Annotated in this window: 13 protein-coding genes; 1 reads left to right on the plus strand and 12 read right to left on the minus strand. The window is 64.3% G+C overall.

The features are described 5' to 3' along the window. Positions 1-206 precede the first annotated feature (206 nt). From QMY55_RS19785 to QMY55_RS19835, 11 genes are all read right to left on the minus strand, one after another. Positions 207-1,760 (minus strand): DegQ family serine endoprotease, encoded by a 1,554-nt coding sequence (locus tag QMY55_RS19785; protein ID WP_283485822.1) that lies wholly within the window; start codon positions 1,758-1,760, stop codon positions 207-209. A gap of 169 nt (positions 1,761-1,929) precedes the next feature. Beyond that, positions 1,930-2,310 carry an arsenate reductase (glutaredoxin) gene (arsC, locus tag QMY55_RS19790; protein ID WP_283485823.1) on the minus strand — a complete coding sequence of 127 codons (381 nt, stop codon included), beginning with the start codon at positions 2,308-2,310 and terminating at the stop codon, positions 1,930-1,932. A gap of 118 nt (positions 2,311-2,428) precedes the next feature. After that, positions 2,429-3,781 carry a nucleobase:cation symporter-2 family protein gene (locus tag QMY55_RS19795; protein ID WP_283485824.1) on the minus strand — a complete coding sequence of 451 codons (1,353 nt, stop codon included), beginning with the start codon at positions 3,779-3,781 and terminating at the stop codon, positions 2,429-2,431. 189 nt (positions 3,782-3,970) lie between these two features. Further along, positions 3,971-5,356, minus strand: coding sequence for an 8-oxoguanine deaminase (locus QMY55_RS19800; RefSeq protein WP_283485825.1), 1,386 nt, complete (start codon positions 5,354-5,356; stop codon positions 3,971-3,973). Positions 5,357-5,461: 105 nt separating this feature from the next. Next, positions 5,462-6,370 (minus strand): LysR family transcriptional regulator, encoded by a 909-nt coding sequence (locus tag QMY55_RS19805; RefSeq protein WP_283485826.1) that lies wholly within the window; start codon positions 6,368-6,370, stop codon positions 5,462-5,464. Positions 6,371-6,405: 35 nt separating this feature from the next. Further along, the gene (locus QMY55_RS19810; protein WP_283485827.1) at positions 6,406-7,167 is read right to left on the minus strand and encodes a lysophospholipid acyltransferase family protein; all 762 of its coding nucleotides are present in this window, start codon (positions 7,165-7,167) and stop codon (positions 6,406-6,408) included. Positions 7,168-7,386: 219 nt separating this feature from the next. Next, complete coding sequence (locus QMY55_RS19815; RefSeq protein WP_283485828.1) at positions 7,387-8,679, minus strand: dihydroorotase; 1,293 nt, start codon at positions 8,677-8,679, stop codon at positions 7,387-7,389. 223 nt (positions 8,680-8,902) lie between these two features. Beyond that, positions 8,903-9,865: an aspartate carbamoyltransferase catalytic subunit gene (locus QMY55_RS19820; RefSeq protein ID WP_283485829.1), complete on the minus strand. Its 963-nt coding sequence runs from the start codon at positions 9,863-9,865 to the stop codon at positions 8,903-8,905. A gap of 2 nt (positions 9,866-9,867) precedes the next feature. Next, positions 9,868-10,398, minus strand: a complete 531-nt coding sequence (gene pyrR / locus QMY55_RS19825; RefSeq protein WP_283485830.1) for a bifunctional pyr operon transcriptional regulator/uracil phosphoribosyltransferase PyrR — start codon at positions 10,396-10,398, stop codon at positions 9,868-9,870. After that, positions 10,395-10,907 (minus strand): Holliday junction resolvase RuvX, encoded by a 513-nt coding sequence (gene ruvX / locus QMY55_RS19830; protein ID WP_039049773.1) that lies wholly within the window; start codon positions 10,905-10,907, stop codon positions 10,395-10,397. Before ruvX ends, pyrR begins: the two co-directional genes overlap by 4 nt. Further along, positions 10,904-11,503 (minus strand): YqgE/AlgH family protein, encoded by a 600-nt coding sequence (locus QMY55_RS19835; RefSeq protein ID WP_283485831.1) that lies wholly within the window; start codon positions 11,501-11,503, stop codon positions 10,904-10,906. The genes ruvX and QMY55_RS19835 overlap by 4 nt, the downstream gene beginning before the upstream one ends. Before the next feature lie 22 nt (positions 11,504-11,525). Between QMY55_RS19835 and QMY55_RS19840 the strand changes: the two genes are divergently transcribed. Then, entirely contained in the window at positions 11,526-13,016 is a 1,491-nt protein-coding gene (locus tag QMY55_RS19840) for a cryptochrome/photolyase family protein (protein WP_283485832.1), read from the plus strand. A gap of 101 nt (positions 13,017-13,117) precedes the next feature. On the opposite strand, the gene QMY55_RS19845 is transcribed toward QMY55_RS19840, so the two are convergent. Next, positions 13,118-19,642, minus strand: a complete 6,525-nt coding sequence (locus QMY55_RS19845; protein ID WP_283485833.1) for a hybrid sensor histidine kinase/response regulator — start codon at positions 19,640-19,642, stop codon at positions 13,118-13,120. Positions 19,643-19,747: the final 105 nt, after the last annotated feature.

The following is a 19,747-nucleotide window of genomic DNA, read 5'->3' on the forward strand; positions in this document are numbered from 1 at the left end:
GTGCAGCAGTCTATTTCATTACACATTTATGAAATTCGTTACTTAATGAAACGCGACAATTCCATGGGGAAATCCCGATTTAAAACGACGATTGAGTTAGTTTTTGTGATGAATCAATCAAATCGACGTCCAAAGAAAAACCGCATCCCAAGGGATGCGGTTTTCATTTAGGCCGCCAAGGCTCTACGCTTTACAGGCAAGCGCCCTCAACCCAGACGCACAGGCACAAAGATCTTGTTGCCATCACGCCAGATCAGCACAGCCACGGTTTTGTCGGCCTTGGCCACCGCGGCCCGCACGTCCTCGACATTGCTGGCGGGAGTACCGTTAATGGACAGCAGCACGTCCCCCTGGTTGATGCCTGCCAGGGCAGCCGGCCCGCTGGCTCCTGCCACGACCAGACCCGTATCCACACCGATCTGCTTTTTCTCATTGGGCTGCAGCGGACGCAGCGCCAGTCCCAGCTTGCCCTTTCCAGCATCCGATGTGTCCTTGGCCTGCTTGACGGCCTTTTCGCTGGCATCACCCAGGGTCGCGGTCAGCGTCCTGGATTCGCCCTTGCGCCAGACCTCCAGCGTCACCTTCTGGCCAGGCATGGCCTGGCCGATATAGGCAGGCAGGTCGCCCGAACCCACGATGGGTGAACCATCGACCTTGCGCACCACATCGCCGGGCTCCAGTCCGGCCTTGGCGGCAGGCCCATTCTTTTCCACGCTGGCCACCAGCGCACCTTCGGGCCGGTCGAGCTTGAAGGAATCGGCAAACGCCTGGTTGACCTCCTGCACGCTCACGCCCAGCTTGGCGTGCTGGGCCTTGCCCGTGGTCTGGATCTGCTGCTGCACGCGGGTTGCCAGCTCGATCGGAATCGCAAAGGACACGCCCTGATAGCCGCCCGAGCGGGTATAGATCTGGCTGTTGATGCCCACGACCTCACCCCGCGCATTGAACAGCGGGCCACCCGAGTTGCCGGGGTTGATGGCCACATCCGTCTGCAGGAAAGGCACAAAGGAATCATCGGGCAGCGAACGCCCCTTGGCACTGACCACACCGGCCGTCACGCTGTTTTCAAAGCCAAAGGGCGAACCAATGGCCAGCACCCAGTCGCCCACACGCAGTTGGCTGGTTTGGCCCAGCTTGACGGTGGGCAGGTTATGGGCCTCGATCTTGAGCACGGCCACATCGGTCTTGGGATCCGAGCCCAAGACCTTGGCACTGAACTCGCGGCGATCGGTGAGCTTGACGGTCACCTCCTTGGCGCCGCGCACCACATGGGCATTGGTCAGGATCACTCCATCGCTGGAAACGATGAAGCCCGAGCCCTCGCCGCGCATGGGTGTATCGGGCTGCTGGGCACGCGGGCCCATGCCCGGGATGCCGGGCATGCCGAACTGGCGGAAGAAATCAAAGAAAGGGTCGTCCGGGCTCATGCCCTGAGGGCCCTGGCGGGAATCCTGGCGTTCGGCGGCTTCATCCCCCTCGCCCTCTTCCATTGCGCGCGAGCTGCCCACCACGCTGATATTCACCACGGCCGCACCATTGCGGGCGGTGATATCGGCAAAATTGGGGGTAGCAACCGCAGGCAAGCTGGCAGGCAGATTGGCTGCCTGTGCGGGCTGGGCCACGGCGGCGGCAGTCGCCTGGGCATGGGCATCGCTGCGTGCACCGACCAGACCTGCGCCAGTCGCACCCAGTGCACCAATCGCACCTGCGGCGACCAGGGCCATCACCAGACGACGGGGAGTCAACGACAGTGTATTCATGGCAAACCTTTCAAAAAAGCACCGTATCGGCGTTGTTGAAAGCAAGTTTGCCAAGCCACACTTAGAACAGACTTAGGAAGCCGGCCCTACCGCAAGAACTCCTGAAAGATGAGCGTCTGACGGTTACCAGTAAAGCGTTAGACCCCTAAATTACCATCAATGGCAACGTTCAGATCAGCTCCAGCACCAGTTCTGGCGGGCGGCACAGCTTGGCGCCCTTGGGCGTGACCACGATGGGACGATTGAGCAGCACGGGATGCTGGGCCACTGCCTGAATCAGCTGCACATCGCCGAGGGCCGCATTGTCCAGCCCCAGCTCCTTGAACTGCGCTTCCTTGCTGCGCAGCAGCTCACGAACCGGCACACCCAGATGGGCCACCAGCTCGGCCAGCTCTGGCGCAGTCAGGGGCGTGGCAATGTAGTCGACGATATTGGGCTCTATGCCATGCTCGCGCAGCAATGCCAGTGCACCACGCGAATTGCTGCAGCGGTTGTTGTGGAAGATGGTGATATCGGGGCGATTGACAGGGGTGTCGATGCTTGTAGTCATGCTGCAGTGTAGCGAGACCCGGAGCATGCCTCACAGTCGCACCAGACCTGCTGCATCACCTCAGTTGCCACGCCCGCCGGGGCATTCATTCCCCGGGCGGGCATGTACTCCTACTCCATCAAGTCGCCACGGAAGTCACTGGCAGAGGAGTTGCCACAGCGTCCATGTCTTCCTCCGGTGCTTCCACTTCGCGTCCGGGCAGCAGCAGGTTCAGGCCCACGGCTACCAGGGCGCCGACCGTGATGCCCGAGCCGAAGACCTCGCGCACAAAGGCGGGCATCTTGGACAACAGGTCGGGGCGCACCGTCACCGCCAGACCGCAACCCAGCGAAACCGCAATGATCAGATTGCTGCGGCGCGAGTCCGCCGAACCGCCGAGCATGCGAATGCCGGCCGCAATAATAGTTGCGAACATCATCAGGCCTGCGCCGCCCAGAACCGGCAGGGGAATGGTGACCACCAAAGCCCCCAGCACCGGAAACAGCCCTGCCGCCAGAAGCATCACGCCGGTCAGCATCACCACATGGCGGCTGGCCACGCCCGTGAGCGAAACCACACCCACATTCTGGGCGAAGGTGGAAACCGGAGGGCTGGACATCACGGCGGCAAAGGCCGATCCCACGCCATCACACAACATGCCGCTGGCCAGGCGCTTGCCACGGATGGGCGTCTGCGTGGCCGCCCCCAGGGCCATGAAAGTGCCCGTGGTCTCGACAATGGTCACGAGAAAGGCGATGGACATGGCGACGATGCCAGACACCGGAAAGCTCATGCCGAAATGCAGCGGCTGGGGAATCGCGAAGACAGGTGCCTCGCGCACCTGGGTGAAGTCGATCAGGCCCAGCGCCAGGCACAGCAGATAGCCGCAGACAATGCCCAGCACCACGGCCGATGCCGAAATGATGCCCTTGCCCCATTGCACGAAGGCAATCACCAGCGCCAGCACAAAGCCGGCTATCGCCAGATTACCCACGGCCCCGTAGTTGCCGCTGCCCACGCCGCCTGCGGCCCAGTCCACAGCCACCGGAGTCAGCGACAGGCCGATCATGATCACGACCACGCTGGTCACGGTGTGCGGGAAGAAACGACGGATCACCGGCATGAAGAAGCTGCCGATGATCATCACCAGCGAACCTACGAGCGAGGAGCCCAGGATGCCGGGCACGCCATGCTCCAGCCCCACGCTGATGCCCGCGCCGACAAAGGCAAAGCTCGTGCCCATCACGCAGGGCAGGCGTATGCCCACAGGCCCCACGCCGCGGCACTGGATGATGGTGACTATGCCCGAGCCCAGCAGCGCCGCATTGACCAGGGCCACGATCTGGTCGGCCGGCAACTTGAGCGCGCCGCCGAACACCAATGGCACGGCGATGATGCCGCCCAGGGCGGCGAGCAAATGCTGCAAGGAAAGCAGCGTGGTGGTGATGAGGTTGGGTGGACGGTCTTCCACCCCGTAAAGCAGCTTTTCCATGGTTTTGTCTCCTGTTCCCTATGCGATGGCCTCTTCAGAGGCACTTGTATCTATGTCGTCGAGGGTGCCCTTAAGGGCTTCACTGCGTGCTTGGCTGTGTCGTGGCGCGTCTCCTGCGATTGGATAGAGAGATTCGGGCGCCGCCGTGTTGCGCCTAGGCTGGCGCACAACAAGACGGAATAGCGGCGGTCAGTGACCCGCAGCTCGCTCGAACAAGCTGCGAGCCAGATCACGGTGCTGGCCCAGCACCACGGGCAGGTCAGCGGTCAGCAGGCGGCCGTCCTCGACCACCACGCGGCCGTTGATGACGCTGCTAGACACATTGGCCGGCGTGCAGAACACCAGCGCCGCCACGGGGTCATGGCCCGCGCCCGCATAGCCGACCTCGGACATGTCGAAAGCCACAAAGTCGGCCGACATGCCGGCCGCCAGTGCGCCGATGTCGTCGCGGTTGAGCACGCGCGCACCGCCCAGCGTGGCAATCTCCAGTGCCTCGCGGGCGCTCATGGCCGCCGGGCCATGGCCCACGCGCTGCAGCAGCATGGCCTGGCGTACCTCGCCCAGCATGTGGGCGCCGTCGTTCGAGGCGCTGCCGTCCACGCCCAGGCCCACGGGCACGCCCGCGTCGCGCATGGTGCGGATCGGGGCGATGCCCGAGGCCAGGCGCATGTTGGAGCATGGGCAGTGCGCCACGCCGGTGCCGGTGCGCGCAAACAGCGCGATGCCTTCGGGGTCGAGCTTGACGCAGTGCGCATGCCAGACGTCGCGGCCCACCCAGCCCAGGTCTTCGGCGTATTGCGCCGGAGTCAGGCCGAACTTCTCGCGCGAGAAAGCCACGTCGTTGTCGTTCTCCGCCAGATGGGTGTGCAGCGACACGCCGTGGGCGCGTGCCAGCACAGCCGACTCGCGCATCAAGTCACGCGTCACCGAGAACGGCGAACAGGGCGCCAGCACCACGCGCAGCATGGAGTGGCGCGAGCCGTCGTGGTACTGCTGGATCAGGCGCAGGCTGTCGCGCAGAATGGCCTCTTCCTCCTCGACCACCACGTCGGGCGGCAGGCCGCCCTTGCTGCGGCCCAGGCTCATCGAGCCGCGCGCCGCGTGAAAGCGCATGCCCATCTGCTGCGCGGCGGCAATGGAGTCGTCCAGGCGCGAGCCATTGGGGAAGAGGTAGAGGTGGTCGCTGGTCGTGGTGCAACCCGACAGCATCAGCTCGGCCATGGCGGTCTGGGTCGAGACATGGATCATCTCGGGCGTCAGGTGCGACCACAGCATGTAGAGGTTCTGCAGCCAAGAGAACAGCTCTGCGTCCTGAGCCGCGGGCACGGCGCGTGTCAGGCTCTGGTACATATGGTGGTGAGTGTTGATCAGGCCGGGGGTCACCACCTTGCCGCGCATGTCCAGCACGCGCGCCTGGCCCTCGTCGGCCATGCGGCGGTACTGCGCCGGCAGATCGGCCGTGGCGCCCACCCACAGCACGGCCGGGCCGTCGGCCACCAGTGCACCGTCCTTGATTTCGCGGCGCTGCGCATCCATGGTGACCAGTACGTCGGCATTCAGGGCAATCAGGGTCATGAAGCTATTCCTCTCTAAACAATGGATCCCAGTCTAGAGAGGACGCTTGGCGCGCGATAGCGCCAAATTCAGCCCAGCATGTCCACAAAATGTGGACATCAAAAATCAGAGCTTCTTCGCAAACAAGCGCGCCAGCACTGCCTGAATACTCTCTGCCATCAGTTCAGCGGCAGCACTCAGCTCGGCTCCTTTGCGGGCAAACAGCATCAGGGTCTGACGCTGCAGATGCGCATCGCGCAAGGGCACAAAACTCAAGGCACCGCGGTCAAGCTCCTCCAGCACGTCGAGTGCATTGAGCAAGGCAATGCCCTCGCCCAGCATGACCAGACGCTGAATCAAGGCCATGGAAGTGGACTCCGCCACCGGCGTGACCTCGATGGCATTGCGTGCAAAGGCCTCGTTGAGCAGGCTGCGTATGGTCAGGGGCAGAGCCGGCAGAATCAGCGAATGCCCGACACACTCGCTGAGCAGCAGCGAGGACTGCGCTGCCAGTGCATGCCTGGTGGGCACGACCGCACCAATCTGCCATTCGCTGGCGGCCAGCGTGCGCAAGCCCGGTCGCAACGACAAGTCATAAGCCAGTCCCAGGTCGGCATCACCGCTCTCCACCACTGCAGCAATATCGGTGGTTGGCAAGTCCATCACCCGCACGGCCATGCCTGGGTGACTGCTGCGAAAGTCATGCACCAGAGAAGGCAGCAAGGAGCCTGCCAGCCCTGAAGTGGTTGCCACCGTGATCTCGCCACGTCTCATGCCCTTGAAGTCGGCAATGCGCTCGCGCAGCGCTGCATGTTCGCGCAAGGTGCTGCGCACATGGGTCAGCACCATTTCACCCAGGGGTGTCAGGCGCAGACGGTTCTGGATACGGTCGAACAGCGGCGCCCCAAGCTCGGCCTCCAGATCGAGAATCTGCCGATTGACGGCCGTGGGGGCCACATGCAGGTGCTCGGCCGCCTTGCGGATGGAACCACGGCGAACCACTTCATCGAGATAGCGCAGGACTCTGGCGTGCATCCGCGCAGCCTACACGGGTTTGGGTCTGATCGCTCTCAGCCTTTGCGCAGGCGGTCGACCTCGGCATGCAGATCCTTGGCCCAGGCCCGGCGGTCACGCCCCTGGGCTGTCTGCGCCTGGCCGTAGTGCACCACGGCCATCAGTTGGTCGGAACTGAGCACGCGCCAGATGGAGCCCAGCAGGGTTTCATCACCCACATAAGTTGCGGCATAGCTGACCTCGCCCGTCCTGCCATCGACAAAGCTCAGCCCCACGGGCTGCACCGGCGCGTCACATTGCACGGCCGCTTCGAGCAGATTGGAGTGAAAAGAGAGCAGCTCCCGACCATCGCCGGTCGTGCCCTCGGGAAAGACAGCCAGGATTTCGCCACGCTTGAAAGCCTCTTCCATGGCGCCAACCATGCGCATGGCATCGCGGCGCGAGCTACGCTGGATATAGAGCGTGCCAGCCGCCGTGGCCAGCGTGCCGATGATGGGCCAGCCTTTGACATCGGACTTGGAAATGAAGCGGCAGTGACGTGCCGCATGCAGCATGGGGATGTCCAGCCACGAGATATGGTTGCTGACCAGCATGACCGGCCCCTTGGCGGGCGGCTCTCCCTTGATCTGCAACTGCACGCCCGCGCGCACCATCAAGGTCGCGGCCCAGGCCTGCACATGCTCGTGCTGCTGCCAGTAGTGCAGCTGCGGGAAGCGAAACGCCACAATCCACGCGCCTTTGGCCACATGGGCCAGCAGCCGTATGCCACGCCAGACAGCGCGAATACTGGTTTTGATTCTGTGCAAGCCGTTTGCCATGATTCCCGGGAAGTGTAGCGACTGAGCCCAAACGAGATGCAGCAACTTGAAACGGGCAAGCCCCCAAAACTGGCGCGCACCAGCAAAGTGACTGCAAGCAAGGGCCGCCCCGCAGCGATGCTGTCGTCCCCCGCCCCCTAGCGCGAAGCGCGTAGAGAGAGGGGCGCCCGGCTAGGGGGAAGCGCGGGGCCGCCTAGGCAAAGCGCCTCAGGAGGTGCTTCAACGCAGAAATGCCATTTCGCCATCCACCACAGTGCAGCGCACGCGGGCGGGCAGCTCGTAGCCCGCAAAAGGCGTGCTCTTGCCCTGGCTGGCCAGAGCCTTGGGTTCCACCGTCCACTCGGCAGCGGGATCGACGATGCACAGATCGGCCACGCCGCCCACCTTGAGCTGCCCCAGCAAGGACTGCTGCTCGCCCAGCGCATTGCCCAACACCGTCACCGGCGCCGATGTGACGACGGCCAGTGCACGGCTCAAAGGCACGTTGTGCTCGCGGCTCCACTTCACGGCCACGGACAGCAGCAGCTCCACACCGGTGGCGCCGGGTTCGGCTTCGGCAAAAGGCAGCACCTTGGCATCTTCATCCACCGGGCAGTGGTCGGAAACCAGCGCATCGATGGTGCCGTCAGCCAGCGCGGCAGACAGCGCATCGCGGTCGCGCTGCTGGCGCAGCACGGGCACCACACGGGCACTGCTGTCGAAGTAGCCGATATCGTTCTCGGTCAGCAGCAGCGAGTTGATGGACACGTCGGCCGTCACGTTCAGGCCTTCGGCCTTGGCGCGGCGCACCAGTTCCACGCCGGCGGCGCTGGAGATGCGGCACAGGTGAACCCGGGTCTGCGAGCCACGGATCAACTCGAAAATGGTGTGCAGCGCAATCGTCTCGGCCGCCACGGGCACGCCGGCCAGACCCATGCGCGTAGCCAGCGCGCCGCTGGCCGCCACACCCTTGCCCAGATCCTTGTCCTGGGGGCGCAGCCACACGGCATAGCCAAAGGTGTTGGCATAGGCCAGCGCACGGCTCAGCGTGGTGATGCTGGGCAGAGGCACATCGGCCTGACCGAAGGCCACGCAGCCCGACTCGGTCAGCTCGGCCATCTCGGTCAGCGTTTCGCCCTTGAGTCCCACGGTCAGCGCGCCCATGGGGAACAGACGCGACTTGTGCTGCTTCTCGGCACGGAACTTGAGCATTTCCACCAGGCCTTGCTCGTCGAGCACGGGCTCGGTATCTGGCGGGCAGACAAGGCTGGTCACGCCGCCGGCCACGGCAGCCGCCATTTCGGACTGCAGCATGCCTTCGTGCTCGTGACCGGGCTCGCGCAGGCGCACGGCCAGGTCCACCAGACCGGGCAGAACCCACTGGCCGCTGGCATCAATCTCACGCTCGGCCACAAAACCATCGGGTACAGCACCGATGGCGGCGATCACGCTGCCGTCGATGGCGATATCGGCCTGCTGGTCGAAACCTCGTGCCGGGTCCATCACCCGGCCATTGCGAATCAGAATCTTCATGGTTTGGCACCAAATTGGCTTCCAGCCCTTGCTAAACAAGCGCTAGCAGCTACAAAAAACATATTGAACCCAATGCCACCCAGCCCTGTGCTCCAGCCCGCTGTAGCGAGAGACGCCGAGCAAGAGCCGCCTCGCGGCGAGGGCGTCGTCCCCCTTCCCGCAGCAGCGCTGCGAGAGAAGGGGGAAGCGGCGCAGCCGCTCAGGGGGATGGCCTGATGTTCCATCAGGCTTCGTTACCCGCGACGATGGACATGACCGCCATGCGCACCGCGATACCAAAGGTCACCTGCGACAGGATCACGGCCTGCGGGCCGTCCACCACGGCGGAGTCGATCTCCACGCCGCGGTTGATGGGGCCGGGGTGCATGACGATGGCATCGGGCTTGGCCAGCTCCAGGCGCTTTTCGGTCAGGCCGAAGCTCTTGAAGTATTCCTGGCTGGAAGGCAGCAGCGCACCGCTCATGCGTTCGTTCTGCAGGCGCAGCATGATGATCACGTCGCAGTCCTTGATACCCTCCTCCAGGTTGTGGAAGACGCGCACACCCATGCTGGCCATATCGGCTGGCACCAGCGTACGCGGGCCAACCACACGCACCTCGGCAGCGCCCAGCGTGGTCAGGGCGTGGATGTCCGAGCGCGCCACGCGCGAGTGCAGCACGTCGCCCACGATGGCCACGCGCAAGTTGGAAAAATCCTTTTTATAGTGGCGGATGGTGTACATGTCCAGCAGGCCCTGGGTGGGGTGGGCATGGCGGCCGTCGCCGGCGTTGACCACATGGACATGCGGCGCCACATGCTTGGCGATCAGATAAGGGGCGCCAGACTCGCTGTGACGCACGACAAAGATGTCGGCCGCCATGGCCGAGAGATTGTCTATGGTGTCCAGCAGGGTTTCGCCCTTGCTGGCCGAGCTGCGCGCAATGTCCAGGTTGAACACGTCGGCCGACAGGCGCTTGGCCGCAATCTCGAAGGTGGTGCGGGTGCGCGTGCTGTTCTCGAAGAACAGATTGAACACACTCTTGCCGCGCAGCAGCGGCACCTTCTTGACTTCGCGGTCGTTGACGCTGACGAAGTTGCTGGCCGTGTCGAGGATCTGGGTCAGGATGTCCTTGGACAGGCCTTCGGTGGAGAGCAGGTGGATCAGCTCGCCGTTCTTGTTGAGTTGGGGGTTGCGCTTGTACAGCACGATCAGGCCTCTTGAATGCGGAAGTGGAAAACACCGCCCTCGTCGCGCGCCAGCGCCAGGGAACGGTCGGCCGGCAGCGCCACGCGCGCTGCGGCAAAGTCGGCCTGGATGGGCAGCTCGCGCCCTCCCCGGTCCACCAGAACGGCCAGCCGCACGCTGGCGGGACGGCCGTAGTCATAGAGTTCGTTGAGCACGGCACGCACGGTACGGCCTGTGTAGAGCACGTCGTCGAGTACCAGGATGTCAGCACCGTTCACATCGAAGGCGATCTGGGTCTGGGCGCTGGAAGCCATGCCGCGCTGGGCAAAATCATCGCGGTGCAGCGAGGAAGACAGCACGCTGGGCTTGCCCTTGAGGTTCAGGTCCTTGTGCAGACGCTCGACCAGCCAGGCGCCGCCCGAGGTGATGCCCGCCAGACGGGTATTGGGGCCCATGATGCGCTGCACGCCGCGCAGCAGCTCGCTGTACAGGGCTTCGGCGTCCAGGATCAGGCTGCCTTGTCCCGGCTGGTTTCCTGCAATGGTTTCACTCATGGGAGACTCCTCAAAAACTGTTCAAGAATGATGCAGGCCGAAGCCGCGTCGGCGTCGCGTGCGCCGCCCGCCAGGGCTTCGGTCGTGCTGTAGCGTTCATCCACCTCGTACACCGGCAATTTGAAGCGGCTTCTGAGCTGGCGGCCGAATTTCAGGGCCCGGGCCGTGTTCTCGTGGGCCGCGCCATCGGGGTGGTAGGGCACGCCTATCACCAGGGCATTGGGCTGCCACTCGCGGATCAGCTTCTCCACTGCGGCCAGGCGTGCATCCGCCCCTTCGGCCTTGATGGTGGGCAGCGGGTTGGCGCCGCCCAGCACGCGGTTGCCCGAGGCGCAGCCCGTGCGCTTGATGCCGAAGTCAAAACCCAGGAACTGCTGGAAATGGGCCGGCACCTCGGGCTTTTGCGGTGCAGGTGCCGCTGCAGGCCTGGCAGCCGCATTTTCGGCCGAGGAAAAAGTCGAGGAAAAGGCCGCATCGGCGGCCTTGTTGGAAGAGGAAATATCGTTCATGCGCGACCCGACTCCGGGGACAGCATCCAGCGCTGCAGACCCAGCAAACCCAGAGCGCGGTCATAGCGCTCGTCCACCGGGGTGCTGAAGATCACCTCGGGGTCGGCTTCCACGGTCAGCCAGGCGTTTTCGCCGATTTCGGATTCGAGCTGACCCTCATCCCAGGACGAATAGCCCAGCGTGACCAGCACGCGCCTGGGGCCGGCACCGTCGGACAAGGCTTCAAGCACATCCTTGGAGGTTGTCATTTCCAGGCCGCCGGGAATGGTCATGGTCGAGGCATAGGCCGACTCGTTCTCGGCTGCGCCTTCGATGACCATGGGCTCATGCAGCACAAAGCCGCGGTCGGTCTGGACCGGGCCGCCGGTAAACACCTGAGCCTCGCGCAGATCCTCGCGCTTGAGACCCAGATCCACTTTTTCCAGCAGGCCTTGCAGGCTGAGCTTGGAAGGCTTGTTGATAATCAAACCGAGCGCGCCACGCTCGCTGTGCTCGCACAGGTACACAACGCTGCGCGAAAACGACTCATCTTCCAGGCCGGGCATAGCGATCAGGAAGTGGTGCGTCAAGTTGATAGGCGCAGATTCTTCAGACATCCAGCGATTTTAATGGCGATCCATGACTTCTTCTTACCCTGTGGGCTTGATCTGGCTGCGGCGTGACCTGCGTCTGGCCGATAACGCCGCGATTTACCATGCCGCCAGGCATTGCGCAAAGCTGTATTGCGTCTTTGTCTTTGACGACAGCATTCTTGCCACCCTGCCCCGCGCCGACCGCCGCGTGGAGTTCATCTGCCAGAGTCTGGTCGAGCTGGATGCCGCCCTGCGCGAGACCGCGGGACGCCCGCAGACAGGGCTGATCACGCGGCGCGGCCTGCCCCAGGACATCATCCCGGCCCTGGCCCGGCAACTGGGCGCGGGTGCGGTCTTCTGCAACGACGACGACGAACCGGCTGCTCTTGCCCGCGACGCCCAGGTGGCGCGCAGCCTCAAGGCCCAGGGGCAGTTGCTGCTGCGCTTCAAGGACCACCGCATCTTTGCGCGCGACGAGGTGCTGACCCAGAGCCTGTCGCCGTTCTCGGTCTTCACGCCCTACAAGAACGCTTGGCTGCGAAAGATCACGCCGTTCTATCTCTCGGCCTATCCCAGCGAGCGCGATCTGGCGAGCAAGCTGGCCGACCTGCCGGACAGCGAGCGCCGCACGATCCCCTCGGCTGCGGATCTGGGCTTTGCTCCGGACACGCTGGCCGGCCTGCGCCTGCCCACCGGCGTCAGCGGCGCACGCCAGCTGCTGGCCGATTTTCTGCCGCGCCTGCCGCAGTACAAGACGGCGCGCGACTTTCCGGCCCTCAAGGGGCCCAGCTATCTCAGCGTGCATCTGCGCTTCGGCACCGTGTCGATACGCGAGCTGGCCCGCCTCGCCCATGAGGCGGCGCACAACGAGGACTGGTCTGCCGCCGCGCGCGAAGGCGCGGCCACCTGGCTCAGCGAGCTGATCTGGCGCGACTTCTACTTCCAGATCCTGGCCCACCAGCCTTATGTTGTGGAACGCAGCTTCAAGCCTGCCTATGACGCCATCGAATGGGAGACGGGAGCCGAAGCCGACGCCCTCTTTGCCGCCTGGTGCGAGGGCCGCACCGGCTACCCGCTGGTCGATGCCGCCATGCGCCAGCTCAATACCAGCGGCTATATGCACAACCGGCTGCGCATGGTCACGGCCAGCTTTCTGGTCAAGGACCTGGGCCTGGACTGGCGCCGGGGCGAAGCCTATTTCGCCGAGAAGCTCAACGATTTCGACCTGGCGGCCAACAACGGCGGCTGGCAATGGGCGGCCTCCACGGGCTGCGATGCCCAGCCCTGGTTCCGCATCTTCAACCCCGTGACCCAGAGCGAGAAGTTCGATCTGGACGGCAAGTTCATAGCGCGTTATGTGCCTGAAGTGGCTCAGCTGCCCAGCAAACTGCGGCATGCCCCCTGGCTGGCCAAGCCGCTGGAGCTGGCCGAAGCAGGCATCGCACTGGGGCGCGACTATCCCTTGCCCGTCGTGGATCACGCGGCAGCGCGCGAAAAGACGCTGGCACGTTATGGCATCTTGAAGAACAACATCTAAAAAAGAAGCGGTTTGCGCCTGTCTTGAAAGGGTTTAAGGAAGTTTCTCACCTCAAACCCAATCGCAACTTGCGCAAACCGCTTCTTTATCAGTAGCAGACTTTATTCGGTGACCGCTTCTGGCTCATCCGCCGCAGGCCCGCTCAACGGGTTGCGCTCCGGCGCAGGGCCGCTGCGCTGCAAGGCGTAGTGCTGAATCAGGCCCAGCAGTTCCTCGTCGGAGTACGGTTTGCCCAGATAGTGGTTGGCACCCAGCTCGCGAGCCATTTCACGGTGCTTCTGCGCAATGCGCGAGGTAATCATCACCACGGGCAGACCTTCAAGCTTGTGATCGGCGCGGATGTTGCGCAACAGATCGAAACCGTCCATGCGCGGCATTTCGATATCCGACAGCACCAGGGTCGGACGCTCGTCCTGCAGTCGTTCCAGCGCCTGCAGGCCGTCGGCAGCCAGCGTGACGCGATAGCCTTCACGCTGCAGCAGACGCTGGGTAACGCGGCGCACGGTGATGGAGTCGTCCACCACCAGCACCAGCGGCACCGTGGTCTGCGCACCGCCCGAAAGACCCGCACCGGCGGCCTGGGCCTCGGAAGCGCCTTCGGCGGCAGCCTGCTCGGCCTTGGCCAGCATGGCACGCACGCTGTCGCCATGCACATTGGCCAGCGCCACAGGGTTATAGATCTGCACCACGGCGCCCGAGGGCAGCACGGACATACCGGTCAGACCGGGCAGACGCGAGAGCTGCGGCCCCAGGTTCTTGATCACCACTTCCTGGTTGCCCAGCACTTCATCGACGTGCAGAGCCACGCGCTGCGAGGCACTGCGCACGATGACCACGGGGCGTGTGCGGCCCACGTTCTCGTCGCTGCGCAGCGATGCCTGCCACAGCGCACCGGCCCAGAAGAAGGGCATGACTTCGCTGCCGTCGTGGAACTCGTGCCGGCGGTAGCTTTCCTCCAGCGTCTCGACCGAGACACGGCGCACGATTTCCACCAGGCTGGCGGGCACGCCCATGGAGATGGAGCCCATGCGCAGCATGACCACCTGGGTCACCGCTGTCGTCAACGGCAGCACCAGGCGGAAGGCACTGCCACGGCCCTCTTCGGAGTGGGTTTCGATACGGCCGCCGAGGGCGTTCACTTCGGAGCGCACCACGTCCATGCCAATGCCGCGGCCGGCCACGCCCGTCACTTCGGTGGCCGTGCTGAAGCCCGGCTCGAAGATCAGACGGCCAGCGTCTTCCATGGTCATGAACTGCTCGGCAGACCACAGCTTCAGGCCAATCGCCTTGGCACGAATGCGCTCCAGATTCAGGCCCGCGCCATCATCCTCGACCGACAGCGCCACATCGTTGCGCTCCTGGCTCAGAATGATTTCGATCGTGCCGACGACGGGCTTGCCCTTGGCCTGGCGCTCTTCGGGCGACTCGATGCCGTGGGCCACGCAGTTACGCAGCAGATGTTCGAAGGCCGGCATCATGCGTTCCAGCATGCCGCGGTCCATTTCGATGGTGCCGCCCAGAATGTTCAGGCGCACCTGCTTGCCCATCTCCTTGGAGGTCTGGCGCACCACGGCGTACAGACGCTCGGCAAAAGAGTCGAACTCCACCATGCGTGTGCGCAGCAGATCGCGCTGCAGATCACGCGCCTGACGGCCCTGAGCCACCAGGTCATCTTCGGCAGCCGCCAGATCGCGCTGCAGATTGCGCTGCACGGTGGCCACGTCGTTGACCGACTCGGCCATCATGCGGGTCAGCTCCTGCACGCGCGTGAAGCGGTCGAACTCCAGCGGGTCAAAGCCTGCCGCCGTGTCCTTGGACAGGGCCAGACGCGACTGCATCTGGCTCTCTGCCTGCACCTCGATATCGCGCAACTGGGTGCGCAGACGCTCCAGGTTGCCGGTCAGGTCATTGAGTGCAGCACGCGCCTGGTTCAGGCGCGAGTCCACACGCGAGCGGGCAATCAGCACTTCGCCGGTCTGAGAAATCAGGCGGTCCAGCAGTTGCGCACGCACACGCACGGTCTGCTGCGAAGCGGCACGCGGCACCACGGGCGCGGGCATCTGAATGGCCATGCCCGCTGCCTCGGCCTCTGCCAGGGACTTGGCTTCTGCCGGAGCGGCTTCTGCACTGCTCAGGTGCAGAGGCACCTGGGCCAACGTGTCCTCGATCTGGTCCAGTGGCAGCTCGGGCTCTTGCTCGCCGGCCATGCGCAGCACATCAAAGCTGGCCTGCAACGCGTCGAAGCTGCCCAGCAGCGGCTCGATGGCATCGGCCACAGGCCTTTCGTGGTCCACACGCTCCACCGCCGATTCCAGGCGGTGGGCCATTTCGCCCATGCGCATGGCGCCGGCCAGGCGGGCGCTGCCCTTGAGCGTGTGCAGCGCGCGCAGTGCTTCGTTGCGCGCCTCTTCCAGCGCAGGACGGCCATGCCAACGGCGCAGCGCAGCACCCAGCTTGGGCAGCAGGTCCACGGCTTCTTCTTCAAAGATGGGGAACAGGTCCGGATCGACCTGGTCCAGCACATCGATATCGTCCTCATCGTCGGCGGCATGAACGGCCAGGGCAATGGCCTCGTCGATGCGACGCTGCAGCTCGGCCTCCTGGTCCACGCTGCCGCCGGTAACCAGCGAATACGGCGCCTGCAGCGCCACCGGATCGGCGGCATCGAGCACCTGATCGGCGGCCACATCCGCCAAAGCCTTTGGCTCTGGCTCGATCTCCTGCACAGTCTCTGAGCTGGCGCCGGCGGGAGCAACTTCGGCCGCCGCTGGCTCCGCCCTGGCTTCGGTCTGGACCAGGGCCAGCGACTGGCTTTGAGCCGCCTCGGCCGCGAAGTCCAGCGGCAGATCCTTGGGGTCGTTGAGAGGCGCCAGCACATCGTCTGGCCACTCGGAGTCCGGTGCCAGCAGCTCTTCCTCGGCAACAGGAAGCTCCAGCGCCTGCACCTCGGTGCTCAGGATTTCACGCAGCGCCTCTTCCACCGTGGGCAACGGCGTCTTGAGGAAGCCCGCCGCAAACTGGTGCAGCAGCCGGCGGATTTCATCCGAGGCCTCCAGACTCTGACGAATCTGAGTTTCGCTGGCATAACGCTGGGGCAGCAGATGCTGCAGCGCATGTTCGAGCAATCGGGCCAGCTCGGACAAAGCCTTGAAACCCACGGTACCGGAACTGCCGGCCAGCGAATGCGCCAGCGCAATCGCCTCCTCGGGAATCTCCTGTTTGGGCTGCTGCATCCACTGCTGCAACACGCCATCGAGCCGGGCCGACCATTCATCGGCTTCATTCAGATAGACGTTGTACAGCGGCGTGCTGATGCGCAGGCCATCGATATTCTTGTAGCCATCGTCTTCGACGAGCGGGGCAGCGTCGGCCTCTTGCAGCGCCGTCTCAGGCTCTGCAGCCTCGGTCTGCACCAGCTCCGGCAGATCCGGCTTCAGCAGCTCTGGGCCGGCCTCGGCAATAGCTGGCGTCTGCGTGGCAATCGAGGCCTGCTCGCTTTCGCGTATGGCCGCTTCAAAGGCGGCGAAATCAAGCTCCTGCACGGCATCGGCAGAAACGGACGGCTCAGCCACAGGCGCGGCCGACTCCACCACTGGAACTTCATCCGGAAGCTCCAGCGACATTGCGGTCAGCGGTCCCTGCTCGGCCACCAGTCCCAGCTCGGCAGGCCTGTCCGGCACATCTGCTGCCTCGGTTACATCAGGCACGAATTCCGGAAATTCCAGCGCCGGAATTTCGGCAGCCCACTCCAGCTCTGGCAAGCTATCGGCAGTCGCTTCTTCGCTGACCACGGCTTGCGCGGCCTCGATTTGCGCATCGACGGTAGGCGCCAGGCTCTGCATAGATTCGAGCGTCTCTGCAAGCTCCTCACGCGCGCCCCGGCGCGGCACCAGCGCCACTTCGGCGCGTTCGCCATGCATGCGCATGGCGTCCGCAGCGGCCCGGAAAGGCGTGGCCGACCAGTTCTCGGCTCTATGCTGCTCCAGATCCTGCGCCCAGGCCCCAAAGGCCTTGAGAGCATCCCGAGCGAGCTGCTGCATGGGCTCGGGCATGGCTTTTTGCTCGGCCAGCCAGGCGTTGAGCATTTGCTCCAATGCCCAACCGGCTTCGCCGAACTCGTCCAGCCCCACCATGCGCGAGCTGCCCTTGAGCGTATGGAATGCCCGGCGCAACGTGGTCTGCTCGCCCAGGTTCGCAGGCTCGTCGGCCAGCGCCTGCAAGGCCTGCAAACCGTTGTCCACCACTTCGCGTGCTTCCTCCAGGAAGATGGAAAGCAGCTCGTCATCGCCATCCAGATCCTGCGCGCTCAGCTCCACCGGCTGCTCTACGAGAGCGGGTTCAACCTTCACCTCCTGGGCAGGGAAGTCCAGCATGAACTCCAGGCCCTGGCTTTCCTCTGCCGGGCTCTTGCCGGACTGCATGTCGGCAAAGACCTGGGCCATGGCATCCGCCAGGGCATCGGGGCCTTCGCCCGTATGGGGCGCAGGGGCAGATGGTTCAATGTCGGGCAGCGCTGCAGGTTCGGTCTCGGCCCAGGGGCTGGGGTCCTGCCCAGGCAGGTCCGCCAGCTCGGAAGGCTGCTCCAGCACCGTGGGCTGGAATTCCGCCTCAGGCACTGCAGCTTGCACAGGAGTTGCCGATTGAGATTCAAATTCCGGCGCAACGCTTTCCTGATCAGCGTCTGCAGCTATGGCAGGTATAGCATTCACCTCCGCAGCAGCCTGAACCGCTTCTGGAGCAGGCTGCGACGGCACGGCAGGTACCGCAGCCGGCGCTACCGCCGGCACAGATGCCGGTGCGCCGGCCAGATCCATCGCGATATCGACAGGGGCAGCCAGCGCCGGGCCTCGGCCACGGCTTTGGCCCATGACGATGCGCAACTCGTCCCTGTCCTCGTCATACACAAACAGCTTGCGCGCCATATTGCGCTGATAGCTGAGCATGTCGATCAAAAAGCCCATCGCGCCAAGACTGCCGCCCAGCTTTTCAAAGACCTTGAGTCGGTCTTCCTGCGCCACCTCGCCCAGCATCAGATGCTCGACGGTGTCGCGCATGCGCTGCATGGCAGTCGCTGCCTGATCGAAACCCAGCACCATGAGCACGCCGCGCATCTGCGACATCTGGCCCGGCACGGGTGCCAGCACCGAACTGTCCAAAGGATTGCGGAAGTACTGGTCCAGGTGTTTTTCCGCCTCGCCCAGCGTCACGCGCAGCTCACCAACCACGGAGCCCATGGTCTGCTGGTCGCTGGCCTGGCGGTACAGGTCTTCCATCCAGAATTCGAGCGGCTGGGAGGGCGCGCCATGCAAGGCTGCATCCAGACGCTGCACCAGCACGCTTGACTGAGCCGCCTGAACACTCTCATCCTGGCCACCGGTCATGAACGAGGCCTGCAGATACAGGACGGCCGTGGCAACCTCCATGGCCAGCTCGGCCGGCGGCGGCTCGCCGATACGCTCCACGGTTTCGGCCACGCGAATCAGGCCGCGTGCCAGACCATGGCTTGCAGGCTGCAGCTTGACCAACGATTCGGCCACCTGACCGAACTGCTCGCCCATGGCGCGGATCTTGCCGCGCTCGCCACCTGCCACCGCCGACCAGGTCTCGGCAGCGGCAGCGATACGCTTGCGCGCCTGCACCAGTACCGCCGGGTCATAACGACCAAAGCGTGCCACCTGATAGTCCACCAGCGGCATGGTCTCCATGGAATAGGCTTGCTGCACGGACTGCAGCGCCGGCCCGGCCTGATCACGCGGCTGTGCCTGCGCGCAAAAGAACATCAGGTCCTGCAGCAAACGGGCCGGCGGCAGGCTGTCACCCTTGGCCATGGTCGCGTACTGCATGAGCACACGCGAAGCCATGCGCTTGACGTAGACGTCCGCAGTGATCAGTCCACGCGAGAGCCCGTCAAAGAACGCAGCCGCAATCTTCCAGAAACTGCGCGCACCGACATCTTCGGCCTGGGCTGCCGCAAACCGCAGGCACAAAGTGCACATCTGCGCTGCAGCCTCGCGGTCATCGCTCTTGACCATGCGCAGCACCACACCGTCCAGCATGGCTCGGGCCTGCGGACCATAAGCCAGGGGCTCCGGCACAGGGACATTCCAGCGCGGCTCACGCGCACGGCGCTCGGACGGCCACAGGTCGGCCGGGTGGATCTTGTCATTGCCGGCCAGCACCTGCGTGTCGCGGTACTGGGGAAACAGCGCCACGGCAGATACATTCTTGCCGGCCAGCACGGCTTCCAGATATTCCATCAGCGCAAAATGCGTGCGTTCCAGCGTGGAGGCAGCTTCCTGCGTGCAGTATTCGGGGCGCTGTACGAAGCGGTTGACCGCAGCTTCCATGCCGCGCAGCACCTGGGCCGGGCCGCTGATGCCGACCATCTCCAGCGCACCGCAAGCCTGGTGCAGTTGCTGGCGCGCAATGCGCAGCGCCGATGTATCCAATGCCTCCAGATCGGACTGGCGCGCCGCGTCCGCATCTCTGACAAAGCGGCCTACGGCCTTGGTGGCAGCCTCCAGCGACTTGCGCACTTCATCGAGCACCCAGGCCAAGGGGCCCAGGTCCTGCTCGGTGGCTGCAGGCGTCGCTGCACGTGTTGGCGAGTCGTCAACCTCTGACATGCTCAATTTCCTTGACCCCTAGAGAGTCCGTATCAGTTGTCCATGCTGCATGTGCCTCTTATCAGAGACGCCAAGCAAGAGCCGCCTCGCGGCAATGGCGTCGTC

Origin of the sequence: Comamonas resistens (assembly GCF_030064165.1) — a bacterium.
In the GTDB taxonomy this organism is placed as follows: Bacteria; Pseudomonadota; Gammaproteobacteria; order Burkholderiales; family Burkholderiaceae_C; genus Comamonas; species Comamonas resistens.